Source organism: Marinobacter sp. CH_CUG1437-1 (assembly GCF_037029655.1).
Taxonomy (GTDB): domain Bacteria; phylum Pseudomonadota; class Gammaproteobacteria; order Pseudomonadales; family Oleiphilaceae; genus Marinobacter; species Marinobacter salsuginis.
Genome location: NZ_JAYMEW010000004.1, coordinates 229,821 through 255,454, shown reverse-complemented (window position 1 = coordinate 255,454; position 25,634 = coordinate 229,821). Strand labels below are relative to the sequence as shown.

Below are 25,634 nucleotides of genomic sequence, written 5' to 3'. Positions count from 1 at the left end.
AAAACCCCGCCTTTGTGCGGGGTTTTTTGTTGCTAATGAAAATTCCGGGAGTGAACCGGCAACGACCGAATCAAATGGCTAAGATCCGAAAGCCTCCCCGCCATCACATGCACAATATCCCCCTGCCGCTCCAACACGCCCTTAACATGCAACAACCGCGCAGTCAGTAACGGCTTGCGCTGCCGCCGTGCCGTTTCCAGCCACACCACCACGTTTACATTGCCGGTTTCGTCTTCCAGGGTCACGAAGGTAACGCCGGAGGCGGATCCGGGGCGCTGACGGCCGGTGACCAGGCCGGCGACCTGGACAGGGATGCCGGCTTTGGTGGATTTGAGCTGTTCGGCACTGAGGCAGAATTTCAGGTGGCCCTGTTCCCGCAGTAACGCCAGAGGGTGGCGCTGAAGGGTGAGACCCTGGCTGGCGTAGTCGGCCAGTACGTTCTGGCCTTCCGAGGGTTCCGGTAACTGCTGGCAATAGTCGGGCTGGTAGTCGACAGCGGCCTCTTCAGCGAACAGTTCCGTGGGCTGTTCGTGATCGAGCAGTTGCCAGTACGCCTGGTGGCGGTTGGCGGTGAATGCCGGCATGGCGTTGGCGCCGGCCAGCAGCTCCATATCGCGTTGGTTCAGGGCAGCCAGGCGGCGAAGTTCGCTGGCGGAGCGATAGCCGGCATCTGGCCGGTTCTGGTGGATGCGTTCAGCGCCATTAACCGACAGGCCCTGGATGATTCTGAGGCCCAGGCGCAGATGGCGTTCTTTACCCTCAAGGGTGTGGTCCCACTGGCTGGCATTCACGTCCGGCGGCAGCACGGTGACATTGTGCCGACGGGCATCCTGTACCAGTTGTGAGGGGGAGTAGAAGCCCATGGGCTGGCTGTTGAGCAGGGCGCAGTAGAAGGCTGCCGGGTAGTGCCGTTTGATCCAGGCGGAGACGTAGACCAGCAGGGCAAAGCTGGCAGCGTGGGATTCAGGAAAGCCATAGCCGCCAAAGCCGCAGATCTGCTGGTACAGCCGCTCGGCAAAGTCGGCATCGTGCCCGCGCTCGAGCATACCGGTGACCAGCTTTTCCCGGAACGGAGTCAGGTCGCCATGGGATTTCCAGGCCGCCATTGCCCGGCGCAACTGGTCGGCTTCCCCTGCAGAAAAACCGGCCGCGACCATGGCCAGTTTGATCACCTGTTCTTGGAAGATAGGCACACCGAGCGTACGTTCCAGCACCTTACGTACGGCATCGTTGGGGTAGTCCACCGGCTCCAGCCCGTGCTTGCGGCGCAGGTATGGGTGCACCATGTCGCCCTGGATGGGGCCCGGTCGCACGATGGCCACCTCGATCACCAGGTCGTAATAGGTTTCCGGTTTCAGGCGGGGCAGCATGTTGATCTGGGCCCGGGATTCCACCTGGAATACGCCAATACTGTCGCCGGTCTGAAGCATGGCGTAGGTGGCCCGGTCTTCCTGGGGAATGTCCTGTATCCGGAAAGGCTCGCCTTTTTCTTCACTGATCAGCTCCAGCGCCTTTCGAATGGCGGAGAGCATGCCCAAGGCCAGCACATCCACCTTCATCAGCCCCAGGCTCTCGAGATCGTCCTTGTCCCACTGGATGACGGTGCGGTCGGCCATGGCGGCGTTTTCCACCGGTACCAGTTCGGCCAGTGGCCCGGCGCTGATCACGAACCCACCCACGTGCTGGGAGAGGTGCCGGGGAAAGCCCAGCAGGGTATTGACCAGGGTAAAGAACTGGTCCGCCACCTGGGGATTGCGGGTGACTTTCTTGTCCAGGATCTGCTGGCGCCAGTTGGTGGCCTTGTCTCGCCAGTCGATACCTTCCAGCAACTGTTCCACCAGGGCCGGATCAAACCCCAGGGCTTTGCCGACATCGCGGATGGCGCTCTTGGGCCGGTAGCGGATCACGGTAGCCGCCAGGGCGGCACGCTCACGGGTATAGCGCCGGTAGATATACTGGATAACCTCTTCGCGCCGTTCGTGCTCGAAATCCACATCGATATCGGGGGGCTCGTTCCGGTCTTTGGAAATAAACCGCTCAAACAACAGCTCTACCCGGGCCGGGTTCACCTCGGTGATGCCGAGGCAATAACAGACCGCAGAGTTGGCGGCCGAGCCCCGTCCTTGGCAGAGAATTCCCCGGCTGCGGGCGAAGTCCACAATATCGTGAATGGTGAGGAAGTAATGCTCGTACTTCATCTCCGAGATCAGGCCCAGCTCCTTGCGGATCAGGCTCTGTACCTGCAGTGGAGTGCCATCCGGGTAACGCCGACGCTCGCCTTCACGGGTCAGCCGTTTCAGGTAGCCGGCCGGGGTCTCGCCTTCCGGCACCAGATCCGGCGGGTATTCATAGCGCAGGCTGCCGGGCTCGAAGGTGCACTGGCTGGCGATGGCAAGGGTTTCTTTCAGCCAGGCTTCCGGAAACAGCCGCTGCAGAACGGGCAGGGGCCGCAGGTACCGCTCACCATTCTGGAACAGGCAGTGCCCGGCGTTCTCCAGATTGGTGTGATTTCGCAGGGCCGTGAGTACATCCTGCAGCGGCTGGCGTTCCCGGCTGTGCATGTGCACCTCGCCCACGGCGGCAACGGGTGTGCGCAGCTGATCGGCCAGCCAGTGTATTCGGGCCAGCCGCTGCTCCTCGCCAGATTCCAGGGTGCGGGCGGCAGCAATCCAGAGCCGTAGGTCAAAAAGTCGGGCCAGCCACTCGCCGCAGGCCAGTGCCTGATCAGAGTTTGCCTCGGTAGGTGAGGGGGGCAGCCACAGGCACAGGCAGTCATCCAGGGTGTGGGTTTCGATGTCCCGGTAAAACAGCTGGTACTGGCCTTTCTCGGCCCGACGACGGCCGGTAGTGATCAACTGGCAAAGCTGGCCGTAGCCCTTGCGCGTGCGGGCCAGAAGGATAAAGCGGGGTGATGTGGCGCCGGCTGGCGCATCCGACAACTCAAACCAGCTGCCGGTAATGAGTTTTACCGGGCTCTCTGCCAGCGCTGCCCAGGCCCGGGGAATGCCGGCCACAGAACAGGCATCGGTAATGGCCAGGGCGGTGTAACCCAACTCATGTGCCCGCTCAGCCAGCTCGTGAGGATGAGAAGCTCCAGTCAGGAAGGTGAAATTGCTGAAGCAGAACAGCTCTGCATAAGATTGTGCAGACATCAGCCAAACCACCCATGCACAAACCAGCCTTCCCGGGCGTCCCGGAACACCCAGGCCAACTGGCCGCTGGTTAACTGGGCAATGTAGTAATCCCGGTGCACACGCTGACCATCCCACCAGCCACCGCTGATGCGCTCGGGCCCGGAGAACCAGGCAACGGGTGCTTCCGTCAGCGGCTGCGGGCCTTTCAACAGCCAGAGCGGCCGCCTGGGCAGTTCTGCCGCCGGTATGAGCGGCGTCCCGGTTTTACGCAGAACTTCCGAAGCCGACCAGGCCCGTTCGGGACGGTGATCCGCCTGGGGCGAGAGCTGCCGGAGGGCCTGATCGCCAAGACGCGCCTGCAACCGGCTGATCAGGGTATGCCAGGCTTCATTCAGATCCTGGGTTTCTCCCAGCAGGTCCTGCCCGACGGGTGCTTCCCGGGACAGAAAACGCTTCACCATCAGAACCATCGAGATAACCGGGGAGCTCAGGGAATGCTGCTCCAGCCTCAGGCGAATCAGGTTGAGGAAATTATCGGCCCTGTGCTCTGGCCCGGATGTGCGGATCTGCAGCCTGGTTGGCTCTGCATGCCGATGCCTCAGAACCAGCCGCAGGCTGTCGGTATCCTGCTGGCGCCAGCACAGATCCTCTTCCAGTTCGTCAAGCATGCGCTGGAGCGGAAACAGCAGCCCCTGAGTATGTTCGATTTCCTGCACAAAATCCGCCTGTTGCCGGAACGAGTGGGGCGGCTGCCAGGGTGTGCGGGGATCAGGCCGGGTGCCCTGGATTTTCTGGATGTAAGCCAGCAGTTCCGGAGACAGCCGCCGTGCCAGCTCCCCCGGCGGTAAATCAAACACCTCTCCCAGCGTATTCAGCCCCAGGCGCTGCAGCCGGGTACAGGCTTTCTCGTCAAATTCCGCTGCCAGCAGGGACATCTGGCTCAGGCTCCGAACAATGTGGCCTTTGTCTGCGGTGCATTCCCCCCTGCCAGCACGGGCAATCAGCCGGGCCGCCAACGGGGTATAGCCAATACCGATCCAGGCGTTCAACTGGCGTTCATTCAGGCCCTGTTCCACGGTTTGCCAAACAGCGGGCAGGCCGCCATAGAGTTTTTGCAGGCTGCCAATCTCGGCCAGCAGGCCATCGGGCGGCACCAGCACAATATGGGCGGCGTAGCGGTACAGCCAGCGGGCCTGATCTTCCAGAATCCTGGCTTCCTGGGTTTCATCGGCACGCACCATACCCAGATCCGGCGCCAGGCTGATGGCGGTTTTCAGGCGCATGCCGCTACGAATACCCTGGCTCCTGGCTTCCGGGCAGGCCTGAATCACCTTCTGGCCAGAGCCTTCAACCACCACCAGGGCGCCCTCATCTTCACGGGTGCGGCGAATATGGTCCAGCACCAGGTGCGGGAAATGCAGATACAGCCAGAGCATGGAGCGTTATTACCTGGTTGAACCCGACCAGGGGCCCCGGACAACCCGGGTGGTTTCACGGAATGCGAGATCGGCCCGCTGGGCTATGGCCAGTGAACAGCGTTGCCCGGGCCAGCTGCCCCGGCGTTTGAGCACATTCACCTTGAGAGCCTGCTGCTCATCGGGTTCCAGTTCCAAACGCAGGGCAGCCGGAGAATTCTGCTCGGCGTAGCGCCGCTCCCGGAACAGCACGCACACATTGCTGCCAGCTTCGGCGGCCAGTTGCAGGCGACGGACGTCCCGCGAGGCCAGCTTCCCCGGCCAGGCCATCACCAGGCCTGTTACCGGTGAACGCAGGCAGTTTTCCAGTGTCCACAGGAAATCGCCCTCATCGTCGGTATGAATCAGTACCACCTGGTCCAGATTCACACCTTCCCGGGCCAGGGCGGGGGCGTAGGGCGTATGTGGCGGGTTCAGCCAGAAAACGCTTTTGCCCTCTTCGCACACCCGCCGCATGAGCGGCAAAAGCAGATGCAGCTCACCAATACCCGGTGCATCCAACAGGCATTCGCTCAGTGCACCCCGGGGCCAGCCCAGGCCGCCAAGCTGGTTATCCAGCACCTGGTAACCGGTGGGTTCTGCCGGCTGTGAAGTCTGGGTATGACGGTGCCCCTGCCAGACACGGGCATCCTGCATCAGCGTGTTCAGAAGCTCGCTCATGATGAAAACTCTCAAAATACTGTTTAAATATACAGTATTCTGAAAGCGACCGGATTTCAAGAGAAGGGTTGATAAACCGAGGAGCACAACCCACGCTTGTAATACAGCCATCAACCACGGAGGTTGAAATGAGTGACCTGAAAGCACACAGCTGTGAAGCCTGCAGCCCGAACGCACCCAAGGCGACCGAGGAAGAAAAGCAGCAGCTGCACAAAGATGTTCCAGACTGGGAAATTCTGGACATTGACGGTGAGGAGCAGCTCCATAAGGTCTACAAGCTCAAGAACTTTGTTAAGGCGCTCGAATTCACAACCAAGATTGGCGAACTTGCCGAAGAGGAAGATCATCACCCTGTGATTGTTCTGGAATATGGCAAGGTTGCCGTGAGCTGGTGGAGCCACGAAATCGGTGGCCTGCACAAGAATGACTTTATCCTGGCAGCCAGAACCGATGCTTCCTTCAACGACATGCAATAATCCCAGTCGCGGCGGAATAAACATTCCGCCGCTTTCTAACAGAGATCCTTAGCAGCATGGTTGAAGACCGCACTGACAGCCCGCTGACCCTGAAGTTTGGGCACGAAGAGCTGATCATTCGCCGCCGTTACGAAGTAATCAGCATCATCAACGACTTCTTCATCGCCATCTGGTTCCTGGTGGGCAGCATCCTGTTTCTGTTCCCGGAATACGAGAAGGCAGCCATCTGGCTGTTCATCATTGGTAGCTTCCAGTTCCTGATCCGCCCCACCATCCGGCTTGTTAGCCATATACACGTTAAGCGAATTCCAGCCAGTAACTGGGAAAGTTAAAAGTCCTCTTTGTCGCTGCCACAAAGGCGTTCGTCTTGACGTACGTACTCAAAGGCGTACACTTGGTGAGAAGTTGAACACGCAAGAGGTGCGTCATGACCGGAATCACAGCAACTGAGGCGCGTAGCAACCTTTATCGGTTGATTGACGAGACCGCTGAGTCCCACCAACCAATCGTTATCATGGGTAAGCGGAACAAAGCCGTTCTGGTATCCGAAGAAGACTGGTCTGCTATTCAGGAAACACTTTACCTGCTCTCCGTACCCGGTATGCGGGAGTCTATTCGGGAAGGGATGGATACCCCCGTGGATGCATGCGATGAGGAGCTGGACTGGTGACATGGAAGTTGGTTTACACCAAGCAGGCTCAGAAAGATGCAAAAAAGTTGGCCTCCAGCGGCCTCAAACCAAAAGCCCAAGAACTGTTAGCGCTAATAGCAGAAGATCCTTACCGCAAGCCGCCTCCGTTTGAGAAGCTAATTGGTGATCTTGCGGGGGCCTATTCGCGCCGCATTAATATTCAGCATCGCCTGGTCTACCAAGTACTGGAGGACGAGCAAGTGGTGAAAGTCCTCAGACTCTGGAGCCACTACGAATAATGCATAACCAGCCGCTGTTGCCGGACAATTTTTCCACCGCTTCGCGGTTCCAAAATAGCCGCAAAGCTTCGCGTTACGTGTAAATATGTTGGAAATTGAGCTAGACCCGTTAGAGAAAAACGAAGAGGGCTCCTTAAAGGTCAGGAAAGCTCCGGCTTGGCGATATGGCTTCCTGATAACTACCTTTTTACTTTGGTCTGCCTCTTTGCCAATAATCATCAACAGTGCAACATCGCCTTTATTGGGAGGCCTGACTGCAACCGGAGTGTTGGCGGCAATAGGCTTGGTCATTTGGTACGTTTTCTCTAATAGAGTAAGTGGCTTTCATAGCGCAGGTCTCAGTCAGATAGTGCTGAGTCGGGGCACGAAGTATCAGTACAGTATTGAGGACGGCCTCATTCGAAAAAACTCTGATGAGGGCAGTAAAAGCTGGAAGCCCTCAGAACTAGTGGGCTCCGAGATCGGGCATGGATACGCGATAATCATCTTTAAGACGGCAGTCTGTTACCTGCCGTTTCGCGGGGCAAGTAGGCAGCAGGTTGTTGATTTTGTGCAAAAGGTGGAGCAGTTAGCGCGTAACAAATAGCTCCAGTTTGTTCCGGGCAAGGATGATGATGCGTTTGCGAACCACGACCTTGCGTGTTGATTTGTGCCATGAATACTGAACACAGTTTTCGCCAGATCGATGCCGATGGTTGTAACATTCATGATGATTCTCCCTGCTTTTGGTTGAAGACGTCAGACATCCTCAATGTGGCACATTGATGCCGTGGGAGCAGGGGGAGTCCATATCATTCGCTACGCATCAAGGAGGAAGCTGTGAAAGAAACCGGTAAGATCAATTATGTTGAGATGCCTTCCAGGGACCTGGAAGCCACAAAAAGGTTCTTTGGTGATGCCTTTGGGTGGTCGTTTATTGACTATGGCCCCGAGTACGTATCGATCGAGAATGCTGGACTGGATGGCGGTTTTTTCAAGTCAGATAAGGTAGCCACGACGGACCATGGAAGTGTGCTGGTTGTCCTTTTTAGTACCGACTTGGAAGCTACTCTTGAAAAGGTAGAGTTATCTGGGGGAAAGATCGTCAAGGATATTTTTACTTTTCCAGGTGGCCGCCGTTTTCACTTCAATGATCCAAATGGCAATGAATATGCCGTGTGGTCAGAGCCAAAAGTATAACAATCGCAGGCAGGGCGACGGATTGTCCCTTGCGGTTTCGCCTCCGTTGCAAAGCCGTGAAACAAGCCCGTTACGGGGCAGAAAACGGCGCCACTGTGTATGATTTATGTGCATATATGAATTAATTTTCTCCAATTTTTTGCACCCTCCTTGTCCCTGCCTATACTCCTCTAAGTCATAGCTTGAATTCATGACGCTGTTTGCTGTTTCCATGGGCCTTTCGGCTCAAATTTACGCAACAGGGTTTTGATGCTGCAGTCCGGCTACCACGGAGAATATGGATGTTTTTCCGGCCGGTCTCGAAACCTGCGCAAGACAATCGCTGCGAGGGATCGCTATGGCAACGTCCGCCCGATTTACTACCGTCGATTTTTCCCAATTCGATTGGCTTAACCGCATAGACGCTGACGTCCTGCTTGATGTCGGCGACCTGTCTCCAGACCTGCTGACTGTTCCCGGCAAAGACGTTCAGCGTTTGCTTTCGGAAGTGGTTCGCCTTGTTCTGGACCTGCCAAGAAACAGCACGCCGCTGGTTGTCTGGACCAAAGGCGACAGCGAGCTGCTCATCCACAGCGATCAAACCCGTATTCAATTCTCCAGCGGCGTTATCACCGTAACGGTGACGGTGGAGTGCGAGGAGCATGGAAAGCTCCGCATTCCGGTACCGATTGGCGTTGGCACCAAACAGTCGCCGAGCGGTCTTGTAATGTCCACGTTCGAAGACCTGGAGGGCCCGGAAGAGCTGATACTGGCCTGGCGGGATGCAATTCAGGCATTCGCCTGGGAATCCGTGCTTGAGGTGGCTTCTGTGCTCTGCGCAGAGGTTGGTAACGATAAGCGTGGATTGCCGCTTGTACCCGGTGCTATTGCCGCAGCGCCGAACAAAATGCTGGTGCAACCTGTTGCCCGGTTTTCACTGATGCCGGGAGTCTGATATGGGTGCTGATCAGAATCTCGACGTATTTGGCACGCTGGCGGAAGCCGTTGGCCTGACCCGCGATGGCGAACTACAGGGTGATTGGTTCCAGGACCCACTGGGCAATCCCAACGGCAGCAAGCGCGGTCTCAGCTCGATGATGTACCTGGATGAGCAGCGAGAGGCGCTGATTGCGTTTGTCGACGACGTGCTGGGAGCGCCAGACAGGGAAGAGCAAGGGAGTGCTGTCTGGGTCCCGCTTTTCAGGGACTCCGGTGCAACCATTTTCGTAGTGGTTGATGAGGCCGACAACGGCGCCAGAGTCGGGTTTGGCATTGAATACGACAGCGGTAGCTCGTTGCCGGCAATCTCTGTGAGCGCCCATGTTCCGGTGTTCCAGTTCGAACGGGAGGGCGCGGGAGCGCTGGATATTTCCGGGGCGCAACCCGATTGGCTGGTGTTGGGCCGGGACGACGCGCACATCGAACTGGCGATCAGAGTCATCATTTCCAACGATGCTCCTGTGCCAGGGGATCTCTATATTGGCGCCGTGGCCGTGGGCGTGGACGTTCCAACCAGCCCCTCTGATGATCTGGAATTCAGTCTCGGGTTTGAGCGGCTTCAGCTTCCTGGCACCAATGCACCCAGGGATTTTGAGCTCACCGTGGATAACATTAACGAGCTGGGCTCCGACTTTCTGGAATTCATGACCGGCCTGATCCAGGCCCAGGCCGAGGCGCTCGACACCACCAATCCGGCAACCGCAACGTTTGCGGCGCTCACCGGTTTGGCGGGATTACGGTCTGTTACGAATATTCCGCCATTTCCGCTGGAGTCCCTGATTACAAATGGCGTGTCTGCGCTGACCGGCTGGATTGAATCCATCCTTTCTTCCGCGCCCGCTCGCAATGCCTGGCTCGGCCAGTGGGCCGCGCTACTGGGCGGAACCGTCAATTCTGGCCGAAGCGCCATTGAGTTCAGTGACGGATCATTGGCCGGAGCAGTTGGTTTGCGGGTGGCGTCGTCAGCTGCTGGGGGATTGATCATCACGCCCTGGCTTGAGGGTTCGCTCAGACCTCAGGCCGGGGCGGAAGTGAAGGCGCAGGCGGACCTGCTGACCTTGGCAACCCTGGATGGCAGTATCAAAGCCGTGCCGAATTTGTCGCTTCTTGCCGTGTTCGGGCAGGCAGCGGGCATGGGTTCACCACTGCTTGCCGGCGACCCGGCAATTGGATCAATCAAAACCGGTATTACTCTGGCCGCCGGCAAACCGGCTTTTGCATTGACCGCTCATAACGTTACGCTCGGCGGCACCAACCATGAGCTATTGGATCTGTCATCTCCCGATGCCGCGCTGGACGCTGCCGAGAGCCTGGTGGACGGTGCGCTAGTTTCGGCATTGGCCACTCTCGGTCGCCCCGGCGAAATCTGTTCTCAACTGCTGGGGCTTGATCCGCCTACCGGCATCTCCGGCCCTTCGGCGATCGAACTCCTGACCGACCCACTGGGCAAAACGGCCGCCTACTGGAATTCACTCGCTGCCTCGCCGGCAGCCATGGCGGTTGTTTTAACCTCAACCCAGGAACTCATCACCGGTAACTCAACCAGTGTTTCCGGCACTGGCACGGCAGCGGATCCATGGAGCATTGATCTGGACCCTGTAGCGCTTGAGGTTTCGATCGACGGTGACTGGGTCAATTTTGATTTGGAAGCTCGCCTCGAAAACACTGTACTGGACGACAAGCGATCAGACGTTTTTGTCAGTGCAAGGCTGTTGCGGCTGAATTTTGCGGCGCCGAACGCGGAGTTCCTGAGCCGAATAAACGCGGGTACCCGGCTTCGGGAAGCCAATGGGTCTGATCTCAGGCTGGATATGGGGCAGGTTGATGTCTCGGCCCGGTCGATTGGTGCCTCGGTGGTTTGGGGGGCTTCAACGGGCTTTGCCGTGCGTGTGGATGCGCCAGACCTGTCAGTCGAAGTTGAGACGGTCGATGCATCCGACAGTTCAACCATCGAAGTTCCGTTGCCGCTGCCGGAGTTCAGTAGCGATGGCACGGTTCGCTTCAGCCCGGATTGGGGTGCCATCGAAAACGCCGTTGCCGCGTTGCTTCGGCGCCTGGGCTCGCCGATTATCACCACGCTTACTGACCTGGTTGGCTGGAACGGCGAGGGGGCTCGCCTATCCATTGAGCAGCTTTTGAGCGACCCGGAAGCAGCTCTTAAATCCTGGATGGGTGATCTGGTACTGAATTGCAGCAATGTTCGGGTGGCGATGAGCCCGCTCTCATATCTGTTCAGTGGTTTCCGCCAGTGGGCACCGCTGGGCAATGGCAATGAACGCACGCCCTATCGAGCCGCCATAGCCGCTGCCCCCAGGGCGCCGGGCGTTGCGGTGTGGCTGGACCCTGGCTGCGACATCCACCGCGGGCGGTATCAGCCTCCAGCCGGCAATTTCGATTCCAGCGAGCCGACGGAGTTGGCCTCCATTGCACAAGCGATTCGGGCGGCAGGTACCGAGCTTCCGGAGCTCGCCGATCTGATGACGGGCCGGAACCGGCTGGACGAGGGCTTTCAGGCGTTAATCGATCGCTTCACCGGCACCGACGGCCTGATCGGCCGCCCAGCGTCGCTGCCAACCGGTGTGAATGGCATCGACATTGAAGGCTTGAGCTATCGCGAGCTTGTGGCATTCGGTGCCATCAACCTGTTGCCGCAGGAAGCTTTCGGAAGCGCACCGGATGCGATGGTTTACGTGGGCTGTGAGGACCTCTGGAGTACCTGTTTCGGAAGCGACAGCCTGGATGTTCGGGGAGAGGTCAGCGGGGCTGGCGTTCCGGGGTCCGCCAACGGACACTGGTCCATTTGCCTGCCGACTCCAGCAACAGCCGCGGCAGAGAGACCGGATCGCGGTGCCATAGACGAGCAATGCCAGCGCCTGATCGAGGTGCTGCAGGATAGGGCGACGCCCATCACGGTTGTTGCCTTCGGTTCCGCCGGGGCGGCTGCTATCAAGGCGGCGAGTACTATCACTGCGATTGATCGGGTGGTAACGGTAGGCTCGCCCTGGGCGCCGGTTTCCCTGAATGGCTTGTTATCGGGGTTGAGCGGTGACGCCTTACGGCTCCTCTTGCAGCTCCAGCGATCAGAGCCCGAGACGATTAACGAAGAGGAGATTGCCGGAGAATCCAACGCCCTCCTGCAGTTTGGCTATGTTCTTGACCGGGCGTCCCTGGCAGCTGGTTTAACACCCGACAGCTTTGATGAGCTTTTGCGGGCGGACCAGCAACCAATCCGGGCCGGCCTTCCGGTAGACGCGGTTTTCGGTGCCCTTGACGCCGAAGCCCTGGAGGCGGGCCTTGCTGCAACGGTCGCCGGTGCCATTGCCTACCGCCACGAAACCTATGAACCTCCGGCAACGCCACCAACCAAACTGCACGCCGGCGTGGATCTTCCGGTTATTGATGCCAATCTCGGCGGCGTCTTCCTCGGGGCAGGGGCCATTCTTGAACTGGCGACCTGCGATCGCGGCCCCGGTGGCGATGGTTTTGAGGTGCAAACAGACAGGCAGGTCATCCTGGATCTGCATTTCGGTGTTCAGGATGGTTGGCTTGTTGGCGGCCCGGGCGCCGGCCAGAACGACATTGAGGTGCGCTGGGTATCTGCCCGGTTGTACCTGCCCTTAGCCGGTAGCACGCGGGTATCTGGCGCCCGGATAGTTCTGCACGAGGCCAACTGCTTCGGGGTGCGGAGGGACCAGTGGGTGATTGAAAACGGGGCTGGCGTAGCCTCGCCAAGCTTTCCCACGTCTGAGGTTCATTTGATTCTGGCCGAAGTTGTGGGGCGCCTGGCTGCGGCATCTCCGGATCTCAGCCAACTGCTTGCCGACATCGGGCTGGTTGCCGGAGGTGGTTATGATCCGGAAGGTTTTGATCAGCTTATCCTGGATGCCAGTGGGGCAATCAACGTGGCGGTCGATGCATCTCCGGCCAGCCTTGCCGGCGCACTCAGGGCGCTTGGAGGATTTGGTGGCGCAGGCGCCGAGATATCCTGGGCACTCGATGCGGCAACCATTGCCGTCGATCTGAACTCCCGCGCCTTTGCACTGGACGTAAGCCATGTGGCGGCAGACCTTGTTCCACTGGGCCTGACGCTATTTGCTTCCGCATCCTCGGCGTCCATCTCCGGCTCCATCGGCGCAATCGAGCCGGATGTGGGCGGTCTTGAGCTTGTAGCCAGTGCAGCTACGGGCGGAGTTTCACCCGCACTGACTATTGCCTGGCAAACTCCCGGTTCGTTGTCCGCGACGTCAATCAATCTTCTGTCATCGCTAAGCACTTCCGAGCAGGCCACGCTGGTGAAACTGGGCGCGTCGTTCATTCCGTCAACGCTTCTGGCGGGATTGGTTGATCACCTCCGCGAAACCGCTTCTGACGATGCAAGGGTCGCCATTGAGGTGATTATGGATGGCCTGGATTTGCTGGCGCCGCCTTCTGAATTGCCCTCACGCAGGGTGTTGCTGCCCTGGGCGCTGTTTATGGACCCGGTGGGTTGGCTGAAGGCAGGCGCTGCACCCTGGAAGGCCGACCCGTTTGGCCAGGCGATTCAGGCGTTCGATGCGATCGGCCAGTTGTTGATACCCGGCTTCACCGAAGGCGGATTCGATTTCAGTAATGAGGTGTCCGTAACCTACGGGGTGGCATCAGACCGACTGAATGTGGCCGTCGCCATCGAAACCAGTCATTCATTGGGCGCAACTCCGGTCATCATCAGCCTGGGCGGCGGCCTGTCCATTGCCACCAACGGCTCGATTGGCACCCTCGTTTCCAGTTCGGCGACCTTTGATGGGAAGGGCGTTGCTATATCCCTCTCGCCAGATGTTCGCATCGACCTCCTGCCGTCTGCCCCAGCAGCGCCCATGCAGATTTACCCTTCGGGACCGGGCCTGGGATCACTTCTGGCGACTGGCGCAGGTATGGCCATCCCGGTCGCGCTTAACGCATTGATTGCCGAAAGGGCCAACCCGACGCCGTCGCTGCAAAAAAATGTGGCCGTGGCAGTGTTTGAGTTGGGCAGCGCATTGGATCTCCTGGAATCCAATCAGTTTGCCGACGCCAGAATTCAGACCTTTGCCGCAGACCCCGCCGGGGTACTTTTATCCCGCCTGCCCAATCTGGTTGTTACCGCAATTTCGCAGTTGGCGAATGCTCTCGACCCTGCAGGCACAGTCGTTTCGACATCGACGCCTGCGACGGGAATCTGTCGACTGTCACTGGGCAGCACGGATCCCGTGGAGATCACCCTGGATGCCAGCCCCACGGGCCCTGCCATTGAACTGGCCGCGGCACTTTCGATCGCGGATGTCGGAACGGTCGGATTCGACCGGGTGCGACTCAGTGCGAGCGGCGTAGCTGTTGCTGTTTCCTATGTGGCAAGCGGATTCGACGTTGGCAATGGTTTGATTCTTCGCCCTGTAGCGAAAATTGAAGCCGGCGTGTCCGGCACCGGTTTCACTCGAATGGCCGCCCTTGGTCTCGTCACTGATGGCACGGGCGACCAGTCCGTTCAGTTCCGGTGGGCGTTGAATCAGACGCCGCCGCGGGTGGTTGTTGTTGAAGAGTCACCGTCCGGTGAAACAGAAGACAACGAGCCCGCAGCTGTGGCCCTGGCGCTCCTGTCCCAGGCTGTTTCCATGGCCGCAGGTGTCACGTTGGAAGCACTTGGTACATTGGGAACGGATGCGGTTGATGCACTGCAGGATGTTCTGTTCACCGGTGGCACACCAACCCTGGATCCCACCCTGTTTGACGACATCGTCGACCCGGAAGCGTTGTTGAAGCGCCTGTTCCAGCTCGGCTTCAACCTGGCCGACCACAACCTGAAAATTACCATTGATGGCAAAGTAGATGTCGGCTTCACCCGCAACGGCGATCTTGCAGGCATCTTCGTGTCTTTGCCCCCGGGCGAGCGTATTTCGCTCGGTGGTAGCGACCCGACGGTGGATCTCGAAGTGGTTGCCAACTGGGTGACGTCGCCGGGAATCGCGCCGGGTTTGTCGATCTTGCTCGTTGAAAAGGTCGGCAGCGATTTTCAACTGAATGCGGGTTTCTCCATTGCCGGTCTGGGCGTTCGCGTTGGCAAAAACGCAGGGCCTTTGCTGAACCTCGGCATTATGAGTATCGACGCCATCGGCGTTCATTTATACGGCGAGGCGGTGCCGGCAGGGTTAGGCGGCGGCGTTCAGGTTCAGCTCGATGGGCTGGCCATCGTGCCCTCGGCAGCTGGCGGCGACAATGCGGTTGCCAACAACATCATGAGCGACGCCGGAAACGATGCGTCGCCCTCGGCCCGTCCTGCCTTCAGCCCGGCGTTGGCGATTCAGAAGAACCCGGGTGGCGACCTTGGCATTTCATTGCGGGCAGGGGATCCGCCTGGCCCCTGGTGGCTGGCGATCCAGAGACAGTTGGGCCCGCTTTACCTGGAGCAATTCGGTTTTGATGTCACCGAAGTTGATGGTTCCGTTACCGGGATTTCGCTGCTGTTCGATGCGCGCGTCTCACTGTTCGGGCTAACGGCATCGGTTGAGGAACTTGGCCTGCACTGGCTCGGCGGTGACGTCTTCGAGTTGACCAACTGGGCGGTGGATTTGAAGGGCCTGGGTGTTTCCGGGGACTTCAGTGGTCTGTCTATCGCTGGTGGTCTTCTGAAAACAGACCTGGACGGACAGATCGGCTACGTCGGAATGCTGATGGGTCGTTTCGGGGTGTATGGACTCTCCCTGTTCGGCGGATACAGCGACGACAAAGGGCTGCCTTCGTTCTTTGTCTTCGGTGCCATTCAAGGCCCCATTGGTGGCCCTCCCGCTTTCTTCCTGACCGGCATTGGGGGCGGTCTGGGCATCAAACGGGGGCTACGCGTTCCGGATGACCTGTCAAAGTTTGGCGAATACCCCTTCATCAAGGCTCTGGATCCAGCGGCGAGCGTCTCCTCCGATCCATTGGAGGAGTTGCGAAAGCTTGCCGAGTACTTCCCTCCGGAGCCGGGTAACTTCTGGTTTGCCGCCGGCATCAGTTTTACCAGCTTTTCTCTGGTGGATGGTGTCGCCGTGTTGTCGGTTTCCGTCGGCAACGGGTTGGAACTCAATCTCTTTGGCCTGGCTCGAATGGCTTTGCCCAGGCCCCAGGCCGCACTCGTATCCATTGAGTTGGGGTTGCTTGCCCGGTTCTCGTCCTCCGAGGGGCTGTTCCTGATACAGGCGCAGCTTACCGACAATAGCTGGCTGCTGTACCCCGAGGTTCGCCTTACAGGGGGCTTTGCTTTTGCTACCTGGTGGCTCGGCCCCAATGCCGGCCAGTTCGTTCTGACATTGGGCGGCTATCACCCCAGCTTTCAGCGTGAGGGGTATCCGATTGTTGCCAGGTTGGGCCTGCAATGGCGGGTGTCCAACGCCATTGTGATCAAGGGTGGCTCTTACTTTGCCCTCACATCGGAAGCCTTGATGGCAGGGGTGGAAGTGGAGGTCAGTGCCGACTTTGGCTTCGCCTGGGCCCGCATTGCCTTTGGTGCGAACGCCATTGTCTATTTCGATCCGTTCTACTTCATGGCGGACGCCTACGCCCGCATTTCCGCCGGAGTAAAGATAAAAACGTTCCTCGGCACCATTCGAATCAGCATCAGCCTTGGTGCACGTATTGAGGTCGAGGGGCCTGATTTCCGGGGTAAAGCGACCATCGAAGTGGGTCCTTGCGACATCAAGGTGAAGTTCGGCAGTTCCCGCGAGATTCGCGGCATATTCGTGGGTTGGGATGAGTTCGTACCCAAGTATCTGGAAGAAACGGCGCCGGGCCGGGCGCGGACTCTCTCCGGGGCAACGGGTAAGGGGGCTTTGCCCGCTTCCACGGAGGGTGAAACCTCTGCACCCTCCAGTGACGGTAGTTATGAGCGGCCGTTCGAAGTCTTCGCGGAGTTCGAAGTGTCGGTTGTCGCAACCGGCCCGGTCACCCGGTTTGACTTCAACAACCCGGCCATCGACAAGGACATTACGCCCAAATTGCCGAGTGGCGCCGCGGTAGCGATGGGGTTGAGCCCCATGAACGCCGCCGGGTTGAAGGGTGAGTTGGAAATTCGCCTTGAGCGCAGGGTTGGAAACACCTGGACGGACCGCACCTCGGACCTGCGCCCCCTGGTGGAGGGCATGAAGGACGAAAAGACTGCCGAGGAAGGCCCTACCTATGGCCTGGAAGCCTTCCCGATCGGTGTTTGGGGGCCGCCAGAAGATCCCGAGCAACCTTCCAGTCCCATTCCGAAAGGCGACGTTATTTTCGCCGGCAGCCGGTTAAAGATGGTTGCCGAGGCGGACATGAGTTCGCAAACCGGCCCGGAAATCGATTACTACCGGGTTGAAGCAGGCCGGCGCCCACTGCCGTTGTCTGCCGCCGGTACGTTGCGGGCCGACAACCTGAACCGGGCCACCGCTTTGGGAGTTGTTGCCGAGAGCGCGAGCATTGAGGAAGCCTTTATTGAAGCCCGGAAGTATCTGTTTGCGGACGGTACCGGCGCGTTACCCGAGGGGCTGCTGGCCACAGGGCAGCGCAGCGCCAAAGCGCAGGCTATCTACGAGAACTCCCGCACCGCGCCACCCATGTTTGGAACACTGATGGATGGCCTGGAGGCCTCGAATGCCAGCAACGGTTCGACCGCCTTCATGTCTCTGGATGAGAGCCCCCGGGTCATCAAACCAACGAAGCCGTTCGTGACCGGATTCATGAGCAACGGGGCAGGCGTGGCCCTGCGGGATGCGACCACAACCGTTGCGGACAAACGCATCAAGCGCCGCCCGGCACCGTCCACCGAATCTGTTCGCGGCCGACTGGGCCGCAGCCTGCCGATCAAACTGAACACAACCCATGCTCCGTCCAGCTTCAACGATCTGACGGTCGTTGTTCGCGGCTCTGTACCTCGCACCAGCGTTACCAGCGCCAGCCAGACGTATCTCGGCGGCCGGGTTGGCTCGGGTGCGGGGGCCGCCTATGTAAAGGGCCTCGGGACAGAAGCTGGACCGGTTCCCCAGGCGCCCGGTAGCAAACTCCGCCCCGGCGATATTGTCACCATGCGATCTCCGGATGCCGCAATTGATGGGGAAGATACCCGGCCTGAACTCAAGATTACCGGCGCGGCACGAGTGGTCATGTTATTGGGCAACGGTGCTGTGGTTGCCGATGAGCAGGTTCAGGATCGCCAGATCGCCGTCCCGAAACACACTGCGACAATTGCCGTGCAGGCCAGTGGTGGAGGCGATGGTCGCCCCACCGGTCTGAGAATTGTGGGTTGGCACGATCAATCCAGACTGGTTCGCCTGACCGGTCGGTCTGCGCTGGGGGCCGGATGCGTTCTGTCGCTGAACGGCACAGCCGGAAGAGCCTCCGTGGGATGGCATCTGGCCCAGGATGTGGTGCGTGGTGCGGCTGCCGTGTCCACGCGGTTCGATCACACAGTTACCTGTGTTGGTGTGATTCTGAAAGCCGGTGAGGGTCGGTCTGCCAGTGATGTGGAAATAGAGCTGCACGGTGCACGGCACCTCAGGCAGCCGGTTCAGCCGGTGGTTGTTCAGGCCGGGGCGCGCTCGGTGCTGCTGTTTGAAATCAATGCCCTTGCCGGTCATTCCGGTGTTTCCGTTCGGGCCCTGCAGGGCGGGGCCCGTGAAATTGCGGGAATGATTGGGGCGGTCGCCTCGGCTGAGGCGATGGCCGAATTGATTGCGGAAAAGGGATTGCCCGCAACGGTTTCAAGGCTGCGCGCGGTTGGCGGCAGCAACTGTGAGATCGAATGGGTGCCGGCACAGGACGATTAACGCCGGGCAGATCCACGCAGGGACCGGCGAAAGAGGATAGCAAGAAGGAAGCAAGCGATGCCTGTTGGTGAAGGAAAATTCAAGCTCTACGCCAAGCTGAATCCGCCTCTGGAGGCCGGACTGTGGCGAATAAGGGCCAACCAGAAATTCTCAGCGCAAACGCCGGAGGCCAGTCTGGATGCCAGTGCGCTGAAGGTGGACGAGGAGAATATCCACCTCAGGATTCGGTCGCCGCGCTACATTCTGCCGCCCGATCAGATTCTGTCGACCTATCCACCGGCCAATTCCTTTGGTAGCTATGGCAGCCGCCTGCCACAGGTGGTCATCAAAAGACGGACCCTGCCCTGGGAACGCCGCCTTGACGGCGCACCCGCCAATACACCCTGGTTGGCACTTGTGCTCATCGCCGAAGGGGAAGCCAGGCTGGAAACCGGCGTTGATGTCGCGAATTGCGTAACCGAGGGCATTGAACTCGACGGATTAAAAGAAGTCGCCAAGGGCAACTGTCTGGCCATCAGAAAATCAGTCATCGATAAGGTTTTTCCCACCAAAAACGACGTGGACCTGCTGGCTCATGCCCGGGAGGTGGACATCCACGATACCGAGCTGATGATGGGTGATGATGACGGGTTTCTTGCCGTTGTCATCAGCAACCGACTGCCTGTGCCGGGTAAGGACGAAGACGGCAATGATGCCCCGGTCAAGTATCTGGCCTGCCTGGTGAATCTTGAGGGCCAATACGATGTGCTGTTGGACCGGTCCCCGGATCCGGTGCCGTCGTTCGTTACACCTTTCATGGTCAAGAGTACCGTTCACCAGAGTATGGCCAGTTACGACGACCATCAGGTGATGGGCACGGCTCTGGCTCCACGGGCTGCGGGAATCAATGCCGGTGACCTTCAGAATCTGACTCAGCCGGTGCCTCTGGCGCCGGGTGTAAAAGGCTCCCGATCGACACAATTCAAGTCCGGTGCTGCGGCAACTTCCGGCGCGGTCCCATATTCCGGCTCCGGTACCTGGGCCATCAAAAAGTCCAAAGGCTCCACTTCGGCAGACATTGCTCTCAATATGGCCGAGCCCTTTCGGGTGATTCAAACCTTCGAGGCCCTGCCTTTGGACCCCGAATATCGGTTCCCGGTTTTGCTGCACTGGAGTTTCACCACGACCGGCGACACCACCTTCCGATCATTGATGGAAAACCTGGACTCCCGCCTGCTTGGCGATGTAGGGCCAGGTCAGAAATCCGTGAGTGGCCGCCTGCCTCTGGAGGTTGCCGAAAGTGGGCATGTCGGTCTGGGCCACCAAACCCGTGAGGGTGACAAGGTGCGGTCCTGGTACAGAGGACCGCTGGTGCCGCATCCCACCCGAAATTCCAGTGCTGATCGACTGAAGCTGGCACACAGTTCAGACCAGCTCCGAGTGGTTATACCGGATGGCCGGGAAGATCTGTCACTGGCCACTGCCTTTGAAACGGGCCGTCTTCTTACTCTGTCTCAACCGTCCATCATCGCTTCGTTGATGCGGTGGCGACAAAACGACTATCACGCTGCCCGACTGAAGTCCCTGCTCATAAAAAACAGAACTCTCTGGGAGGAGGTGCTCGGGGCAGGCATTGATCAAATAGACCTTCGCCATCTGGGCCGGCTTTCAGGACGTTTCTTTGCCGATGCTGTTGTGAGAACCCCTGAAAAGTTTCTGGGAAATCCAATGCCCCAAGTCGGACCCGGACGGCCACTGGAATTCAATGGTCAGCCCACCACCGTGCTTGCTCGGGGGTTGGGGCTGGAGCCGGCCTTATTCGTCGGCGACCTGAACAAAGTTTTCGAGGGTTTGCGGGGTGTCCAAGTGCCCAAAGAAGACCTGCTTACACGTGAACTGGGCAAAGTCGATTTGCGGGAAACCATGGAGGCGGATCTGGACCGGCAGCGTGTCGATCTGGTGTCCAGCACGCTGTCGAATGAACTGATCAACGAACACCTGACCGGCCCTGCATTTCCGGTCACAGATCGCCTGATCAGAGAGGGCTTGAATGACAATCTGGATGTGATCCTGCGGGACCGCCCCAGAGATTTCACGGATGAGGACGAGTCATGATCAACAAAAACCAGGACATCCTCGAAAACCTCGGCCAGGAGCTGGAAAAAACCGCACGGGCTCCGCTCAGCGAATTCAGGATTGACCAAAACACCGCGATGCCCGCGGAGCTGAGGAACTGGTTAGTCAGCTTGCGGCTGCTCAACGGGGTTCCATTTGCCAATCTGGTGGCGGACTCCGAACTACTCCCGCAGGAATCGATTCGCTGGTTCTACATGGATCGGCGTTGGACGGACGCGTTGGTCCAGGGCGCGCTCAGCGTTGGCACGGTGAATAGTGACGACCGCATCCAACTGGATGCCCAATACAACGCCATCCGCGCCGAACTGGATACCGAAGAGCGCAACGTACGTCGTCGCACGCTCGCCCCACGTCTAGCTGGGCAAACGGGTCCCATTACCGGATTTCTGCTTCGCTCCGCCGCCGTATCCGGGTGGCCGGGCATGCATGTTCGGGCTTTTGATGTAGACCCGGAGGAGGGCGACGAAGCCCGGTTCGAAGAGGACGACCCCCGACGAATCCGGCTGCTGCGTCTGGAAAGGTTGGCCCCCGCCGTTTTGCTCTGCCTGTTTGATGGTGTTCCCAAAGTTGTTCACCTGGAGGAACCGCGCCAGGGCGTCCAGTTTGGCTTCAAACACGAGGATAACGGTAACCAACGCTCAGCAACGCTGACTCCCCGCAGGAAGAGCGACTTCAGCTACCTCGACGTGGAGGACATAGACGTGCCGTTTCGCGTGGGGTCATCCGGTGTTGTTGATATTCGGCGGTTATCCGCGGCTCTGGCTGAGCATGATGAAACCGGCGCGGGCGATGGTCTGGACAGCGCCGAGTACGCCTTGCAGTTAATTCGATTCCCATGGCGGCAGGTGTTTGGGGAGGTTCAGGTTCCACCGATATCCGCCATGTTCCGGGCGACCGTGGCTTATGAGCCCATGGTTAACGCCACATTCAAGCTGTGAGGGGGCGCTATGTTCAAACATCTGTTGAAGAAAAAGACCCTCACAAAAGCGGTCTATGACGAACGTTGGGCCTGGCTGGTTCGAGCCGATACTGACCTGGCTGCCGTTAATACCTGGGACCCGGATTTGCGGCGGAACAAACGCATCCTGGTTCCCATCGATGTTCAGGCCTATGTTGCAAAAGAATCCAACCCGGAGCCGTTGGTGTCCGTGACCGGTGGGCCTGGCGACCCTGCGCCTTTTGCTGAGGGGCAGGTGCCGGAAAATGGTGTTCACCTGCACTGGGCGCTTCCCGATGCGCTCTTGAGGGGGGGCGAATCAGCTGCAGGCGGCGAGTTGGAAATGACAGAGCTGCCCAATCACTGGGTTGTGGTGCGAGCGCTTTTCCCCGTCGGCATTAAACGGCCCATGATTCGAGGCTGGGTGATCGATGCAAAAACCGCGAGCATTCGGCCTCTGGGCTCCTTTAACGGATCGAATTTCGGTACCCCGGAACAGCCTACCTATGAACCTCTGGACGGGACCGTAGGCGGATCACCGCTCTGGACCGCGTCTTATCATGCCAGTGCCAATCGTTTCGCTTTCCATGATGCCCTGGAAGATCTGCCAGAACTTCGAAAGACCGCGAAAGACGGTTTTGAGAAAGATGCCGGTACCTACACCGTTGCGGGCTGGTATACGGACATGGGCAAAGATCCGCTGGCGGTGGTTAGCAAAAAAGACTTGCTGGATGTGATGGCCGACCTTGGATGGTATCTGGATCCGGAAGCCGAGCCGCCCAGCAACGAACCGGATCTGGCCGTGTTGGAACGTCTGTTATCGAAAGGGGAGATGAAGCAGCCAGCTGAGGCAACTCCAACCAGTTTTGTGGCAAAAGGCCGTGTTGAATCTTTCACTTACGCCGACATGACTCCGGAAATGGGCCTGCCGGTGGATAAAGCGTCCAAGTTGTTTATTGCCCAGAAATCTCCCACCTTCATGTCGCTTTTTCACGGCATGATTTCCGGCGTGCCAATCGGAGAGAACATGCCGGTCATTGACGAGCGACCATCCTCAGAGGCGCTGTCGGTCGCGGCCGGGTTTGATACGGATGATCTGGTTACCGCCCTCGGCGCAGATGCCATCGGCGATAGCGTTTCCCAGAGGCGTGCCGCTGAAATGCTGGCCGCTGCCTTCACCAGCGATTTGATGGACCGTATGGGCACTCAGGACGGCCTCCGGGATATTGCCGAGCGAGAGCACGACGACATGTTCAGCTCTCGTCCGGGCAAACCCTTGCCTGCAGCCAAACTCGATCATCTGCGCGTTGAGGACTCTGCGTCGGTTAACGCAACTTCGGTCGGGCGAAAAGGGCGGGCCAGGATGAGCAAGGAGAGCACCGCCGAACGGGTGTCGCCGCTGCCTCGTTGGCGTGACAAAGTTGTCTTCAGCGAGGAAATGCAAGCGCCCAAAGCTCCACCAATCGAGCTCAAATCCGATGCGATTCGGGGTGCGCTCAAAGACCGGCGCACCGTTGAACGACCCGCACCCCGTCTTTTCATGCCCCAGCCCCCGTCGCTGGCCATAAAAGGTGCCAAGCCAAGCCTGCGCCATCATTATGACGGACTCCACGATGATAACGGCCGTTTACGGTGCCGTTACCCCAATGAGGCGGTGAAAGGCATCAAAGGCGTGGTCAAGGCGAAAGACCTGGTGCCCACGCTGGGATCGGGCGCAATCCCGCCCGAAGTGTTGACCATCGTACGTGAAGCTCTGGTTCTGAATCCCTACTGCAGCCGCTGGCTGGCCAACGCTGCCACCGACAAGGACGAGGCTCGCCCGCAGTATCAGAGCCGCATAGAAGGGGAGATGCTACGGCTCTACTCCGCAGATGGTCGCTATGACGGCAGCGGGGCGTACACCTTGTCTGGCAGCCTTGCGGATCCGCAAGCGCCGGGAAAGGAAACCTGGCAGCAATTCTCTTTCCGGGAGACGTCCCTGAAAAAGCAAATAACGGCTGAGCTGGCTGTTGCCTCTTACCTTGAGGGGCTGAGCCCGAGCCCCCTGGGGGTTACCGCCTGGCGACAGCCCTGGGTGCCGCTTTGGCTGGAATGGCGGATTGAATTGGAGGGCTCGACTTCTTTGACTGATTGGCAGCTCGATGAACTGGACATGGTTCGAAAAACCGACGCCAATGATGTCCAGATGATTGAGATTGTTGGCCGTAGCCCGCTGCATCGGGGCCTGGGGACGGCTCTTCAGGCAGGTATCAGCCGCTGGGTTGCGGCGGAGCAGGAGAGGGAGGCCACAGGCGATACGCTGACGGCATCCCAGGAAAACACATTGAATACCCTGGCGGATTTCATCAAACCCCAGGATCTGGCGTCGGCCTCTCTGGATGGGGTCAGGGAACAACTCCTGGGCCTGAACTATCTGGGCGGATTCTTCTCCACGCCTGACGCCGATGACCGACCAGAGGTTATTGCCGATCCTTTGACCTTGTTCGGGGGAACTATCTCCTTTAAAGCGCTTCGTTTGGTGGATGCATTTGGCCGTGTCCTTGACGTGCCTACCACGGACATTCAAACCACCACACCCCTGGAAATACCGGATGATACCTCTGCCATGAAGATGCCACTGCGCATCCAGGGGGGCGGGCGCTGGCTTTTTCGGTTGGTCGACCCGGCCTATCAGGGCGACCCGGCACTGGCTCCTGAAGCCTTTGTGAATCAATTGGAGCCAACCTTGGCGGTTAACCCTGTTGCCGGCTTTCTGTTACCCGACCACATTGATGAATCTCTCGAAGCTTTCGATAAGAGGGGTAATCCATTGGGCCAGATCAGTCATCATGAGCTGACCGGAGCGGTCCGCTGGGAGCCAGCTCCGGGGAGGCCCTTGCCCCCGGGCGCTGGCCCTATGGCCGATCTGCCGCCCGATGCAACGCCCGTGGGCAATCTTGTTTCCGGGGTAATCAGAACGGATGTGCAGCATCGAAAGGGGGAGCTACCGACTACCGAAAGCTCGCTGACAGGTTTGCTGAGGGCAATCGACACCACACTCTGGACAGTGGATACCTTCAGTACCTTGGGGTCGTCATCGATTGCCGGCCTGGTGGGGCGTCCCATCGCTGTGGTCAAGGCGACACTGAGGTTGGATGTACCCGACGATCTTGACGATGTGCGAGTGGATTCAATTGACACGGCGAATATCCGCAAGGCAGCGTTCGAGGCGCTCCGGGGTCAGGCGTTTCCGGTACGGCTGGGCGATCTCCAGCGCAGCGACGATTCACTGCTCGGTTATTTTATTGATGACAACTACGACCAGTTCCATCTCGTCGACAAGTCCATCGGTGCGCTGGCTAGGGAGAGCGGTCGTCGCCGAGGGCAGTTGGGTTTGCTGGGCAAGGTTCATGTTCCGGATGTCCAGCCACTGGACCATCCTTATCTGGTTGACGAGGATCTTTTCTACGTCCGGCCCGGTACCTGCCATACGCTGACGCTGTTGATGCTGCCTGCTGGCAAGGTACACCTTACCTCCGGCGTTCTGCCGAGAAAGTCACTGGCTCTCAATGACGCCTGGATCAATGATGGCCTTAAGCGGGTGATCCCTTCTGTTCGGGTAGGTCCGGTGCTTGTTGATCCTGAGGAGATTCGGTTACCCAAGGTCAATCTTCTGGGCGAGAAGCAACAGTTCACCCGTCGGACCGGCCCTTTGACCTGGCGAGACGACCCCATCGTTGCCGCGACGCAGTCAGCACTTCTGCCAAGAACGCCTCACGAATTCCAGGAGGGCTGGATTCGGATCATTGAGGAGGATCAGTCATGAGTGATGTCCCAGTGAATTCGATATCAGCTCAGGAGCGAGCACGTGAGAGGCGCCGTAAACGAAAAGCTGAGAAGCAAAAGAATGCGGCCGCAAGGGACAGTTTTTTAACGTCAATATCCGGTGCACCAGATAAACAGGCGCTGTCGGACGCGATGAAAGT

At 58.9% G+C, this 25,634-nt stretch carries 13 protein-coding genes; 10 read left to right on the top strand and 3 right to left on the bottom strand.

The features are described 5' to 3' along the window. Window positions 1–32: 32 nt before the first annotated feature. The 3 genes from WA411_RS13165 to imuA are packed head-to-tail and all read right to left on the bottom strand — an operon-like array spanning window position 33 to window position 5,269. On the bottom strand, window positions 33–3,152 hold the full coding sequence (locus WA411_RS13165; protein WP_291907824.1) for an error-prone DNA polymerase: 3,120 nt from the start codon (window positions 3,150–3,152) through the stop codon (window positions 33–35). Continuing rightward, the gene (locus WA411_RS13160) at window positions 3,152–4,570 is read right to left on the bottom strand and encodes a Y-family DNA polymerase (protein ID WP_291907822.1); all 1,419 of its coding nucleotides are present in this window, start codon (window positions 4,568–4,570) and stop codon (window positions 3,152–3,154) included. The genes WA411_RS13165 and WA411_RS13160 overlap by 1 nt, the downstream gene beginning before the upstream one ends. A 9-nt stretch (window positions 4,571–4,579) precedes the next feature. Further along, entirely contained in the window at window positions 4,580–5,269 is a 690-nt protein-coding gene (gene imuA / locus WA411_RS13155) for a translesion DNA synthesis-associated protein ImuA (protein WP_291907820.1), read from the bottom strand. 128 nt (window positions 5,270–5,397) lie between these two features. Between imuA and WA411_RS13150 the strand changes: the two genes are divergently transcribed. The 10 genes from WA411_RS13150 to WA411_RS13105 all read left to right on the top strand — a co-directional run bounded on the left by WA411_RS13150 (window position 5,398) and on the right by WA411_RS13105 (window position 25,474). Then, window positions 5,398–5,745, top strand: coding sequence for a 4a-hydroxytetrahydrobiopterin dehydratase (locus tag WA411_RS13150; RefSeq protein ID WP_291907818.1), 348 nt, complete (start codon window positions 5,398–5,400; stop codon window positions 5,743–5,745). A 56-nt stretch (window positions 5,746–5,801) separates the two neighbouring features. Next, complete coding sequence (locus tag WA411_RS13145) at window positions 5,802–6,077, top strand: YrhK family protein (protein ID WP_069184579.1); 276 nt, start codon at window positions 5,802–5,804, stop codon at window positions 6,075–6,077. Between the two features lie 95 nt (window positions 6,078–6,172). Further along, window positions 6,173–6,415 carry a type II toxin-antitoxin system Phd/YefM family antitoxin gene (locus WA411_RS13140; RefSeq protein ID WP_069184580.1) on the top strand — a complete coding sequence of 81 codons (243 nt, stop codon included), beginning with the start codon at window positions 6,173–6,175 and terminating at the stop codon, window positions 6,413–6,415. Next, window positions 6,412–6,675, top strand: a complete 264-nt coding sequence (locus tag WA411_RS13135; RefSeq protein ID WP_068440496.1) for a Txe/YoeB family addiction module toxin — start codon at window positions 6,412–6,414, stop codon at window positions 6,673–6,675. Before WA411_RS13140 ends, WA411_RS13135 begins: the two co-directional genes overlap by 4 nt. Before the next feature lie 819 nt (window positions 6,676–7,494). Then, window positions 7,495–7,854 carry a VOC family protein gene (locus tag WA411_RS13130; protein WP_083231856.1) on the top strand — a complete coding sequence of 120 codons (360 nt, stop codon included), beginning with the start codon at window positions 7,495–7,497 and terminating at the stop codon, window positions 7,852–7,854. A gap of 337 nt (window positions 7,855–8,191) precedes the next feature. After that, entirely contained in the window at window positions 8,192–8,788 is a 597-nt protein-coding gene (locus WA411_RS13125) for a hypothetical protein (protein WP_291907808.1), read from the top strand. Between the two features lies 1 nt (window position 8,789). After that, window positions 8,790–18,617, top strand: coding sequence for a DUF6603 domain-containing protein (locus WA411_RS13120; RefSeq protein ID WP_291907807.1), 9,828 nt, complete (start codon window positions 8,790–8,792; stop codon window positions 18,615–18,617). A gap of 57 nt (window positions 18,618–18,674) precedes the next feature. Further along, entirely contained in the window at window positions 18,675–20,711 is a 2,037-nt protein-coding gene (locus WA411_RS13115) for a hypothetical protein (protein ID WP_291907804.1), read from the top strand. Further along, a complete protein-coding gene (locus WA411_RS13110) occupies window positions 20,708–21,670 on the top strand; it encodes a hypothetical protein (RefSeq protein ID WP_136629740.1) in 963 nt (320 codons plus the stop codon). The genes WA411_RS13115 and WA411_RS13110 overlap by 4 nt, the downstream gene beginning before the upstream one ends. Before the next feature lie 9 nt (window positions 21,671–21,679). After that, a complete protein-coding gene (locus WA411_RS13105; protein ID WP_291907802.1) occupies window positions 21,680–25,474 on the top strand; it encodes a hypothetical protein in 3,795 nt (1,264 codons plus the stop codon). Window positions 25,475–25,634: the final 160 nt, after the last annotated feature.

Coding starts and splice junctions, on each gene's coding strand:
- imuA (WP_291907820.1), bottom strand. CDS start 5,269: ATGAGCGAGCTTCTGAACACGCTGATGCAGGATGCCCGTGTCTGGCAG.
- WA411_RS13160 (WP_291907822.1), bottom strand. CDS start 4,570: ATGCTCTGGCTGTATCTGCATTTCCCGCACCTGGTGCTGGACCATATT.
- WA411_RS13165 (WP_291907824.1), bottom strand. CDS start 3,152: ATGTCTGCACAATCTTATGCAGAGCTGTTCTGCTTCAGCAATTTCACC.
- WA411_RS13120 (WP_291907807.1), top strand. CDS start 8,790: ATGGGTGCTGATCAGAATCTCGACGTATTTGGCACGCTGGCGGAAGCC.
- WA411_RS13105 (WP_291907802.1), top strand. CDS start 21,680: ATGTTCAAACATCTGTTGAAGAAAAAGACCCTCACAAAAGCGGTCTAT.
- WA411_RS13145 (WP_069184579.1), top strand. CDS start 5,802: ATGGTTGAAGACCGCACTGACAGCCCGCTGACCCTGAAGTTTGGGCAC.
- WA411_RS13125 (WP_291907808.1), top strand. CDS start 8,192: ATGGCAACGTCCGCCCGATTTACTACCGTCGATTTTTCCCAATTCGAT.
- WA411_RS13140 (WP_069184580.1), top strand. CDS start 6,173: ATGACCGGAATCACAGCAACTGAGGCGCGTAGCAACCTTTATCGGTTG.
- WA411_RS13110 (WP_136629740.1), top strand. CDS start 20,708: ATGATCAACAAAAACCAGGACATCCTCGAAAACCTCGGCCAGGAGCTG.
- WA411_RS13115 (WP_291907804.1), top strand. CDS start 18,675: ATGCCTGTTGGTGAAGGAAAATTCAAGCTCTACGCCAAGCTGAATCCG.
- WA411_RS13150 (WP_291907818.1), top strand. CDS start 5,398: ATGAGTGACCTGAAAGCACACAGCTGTGAAGCCTGCAGCCCGAACGCA.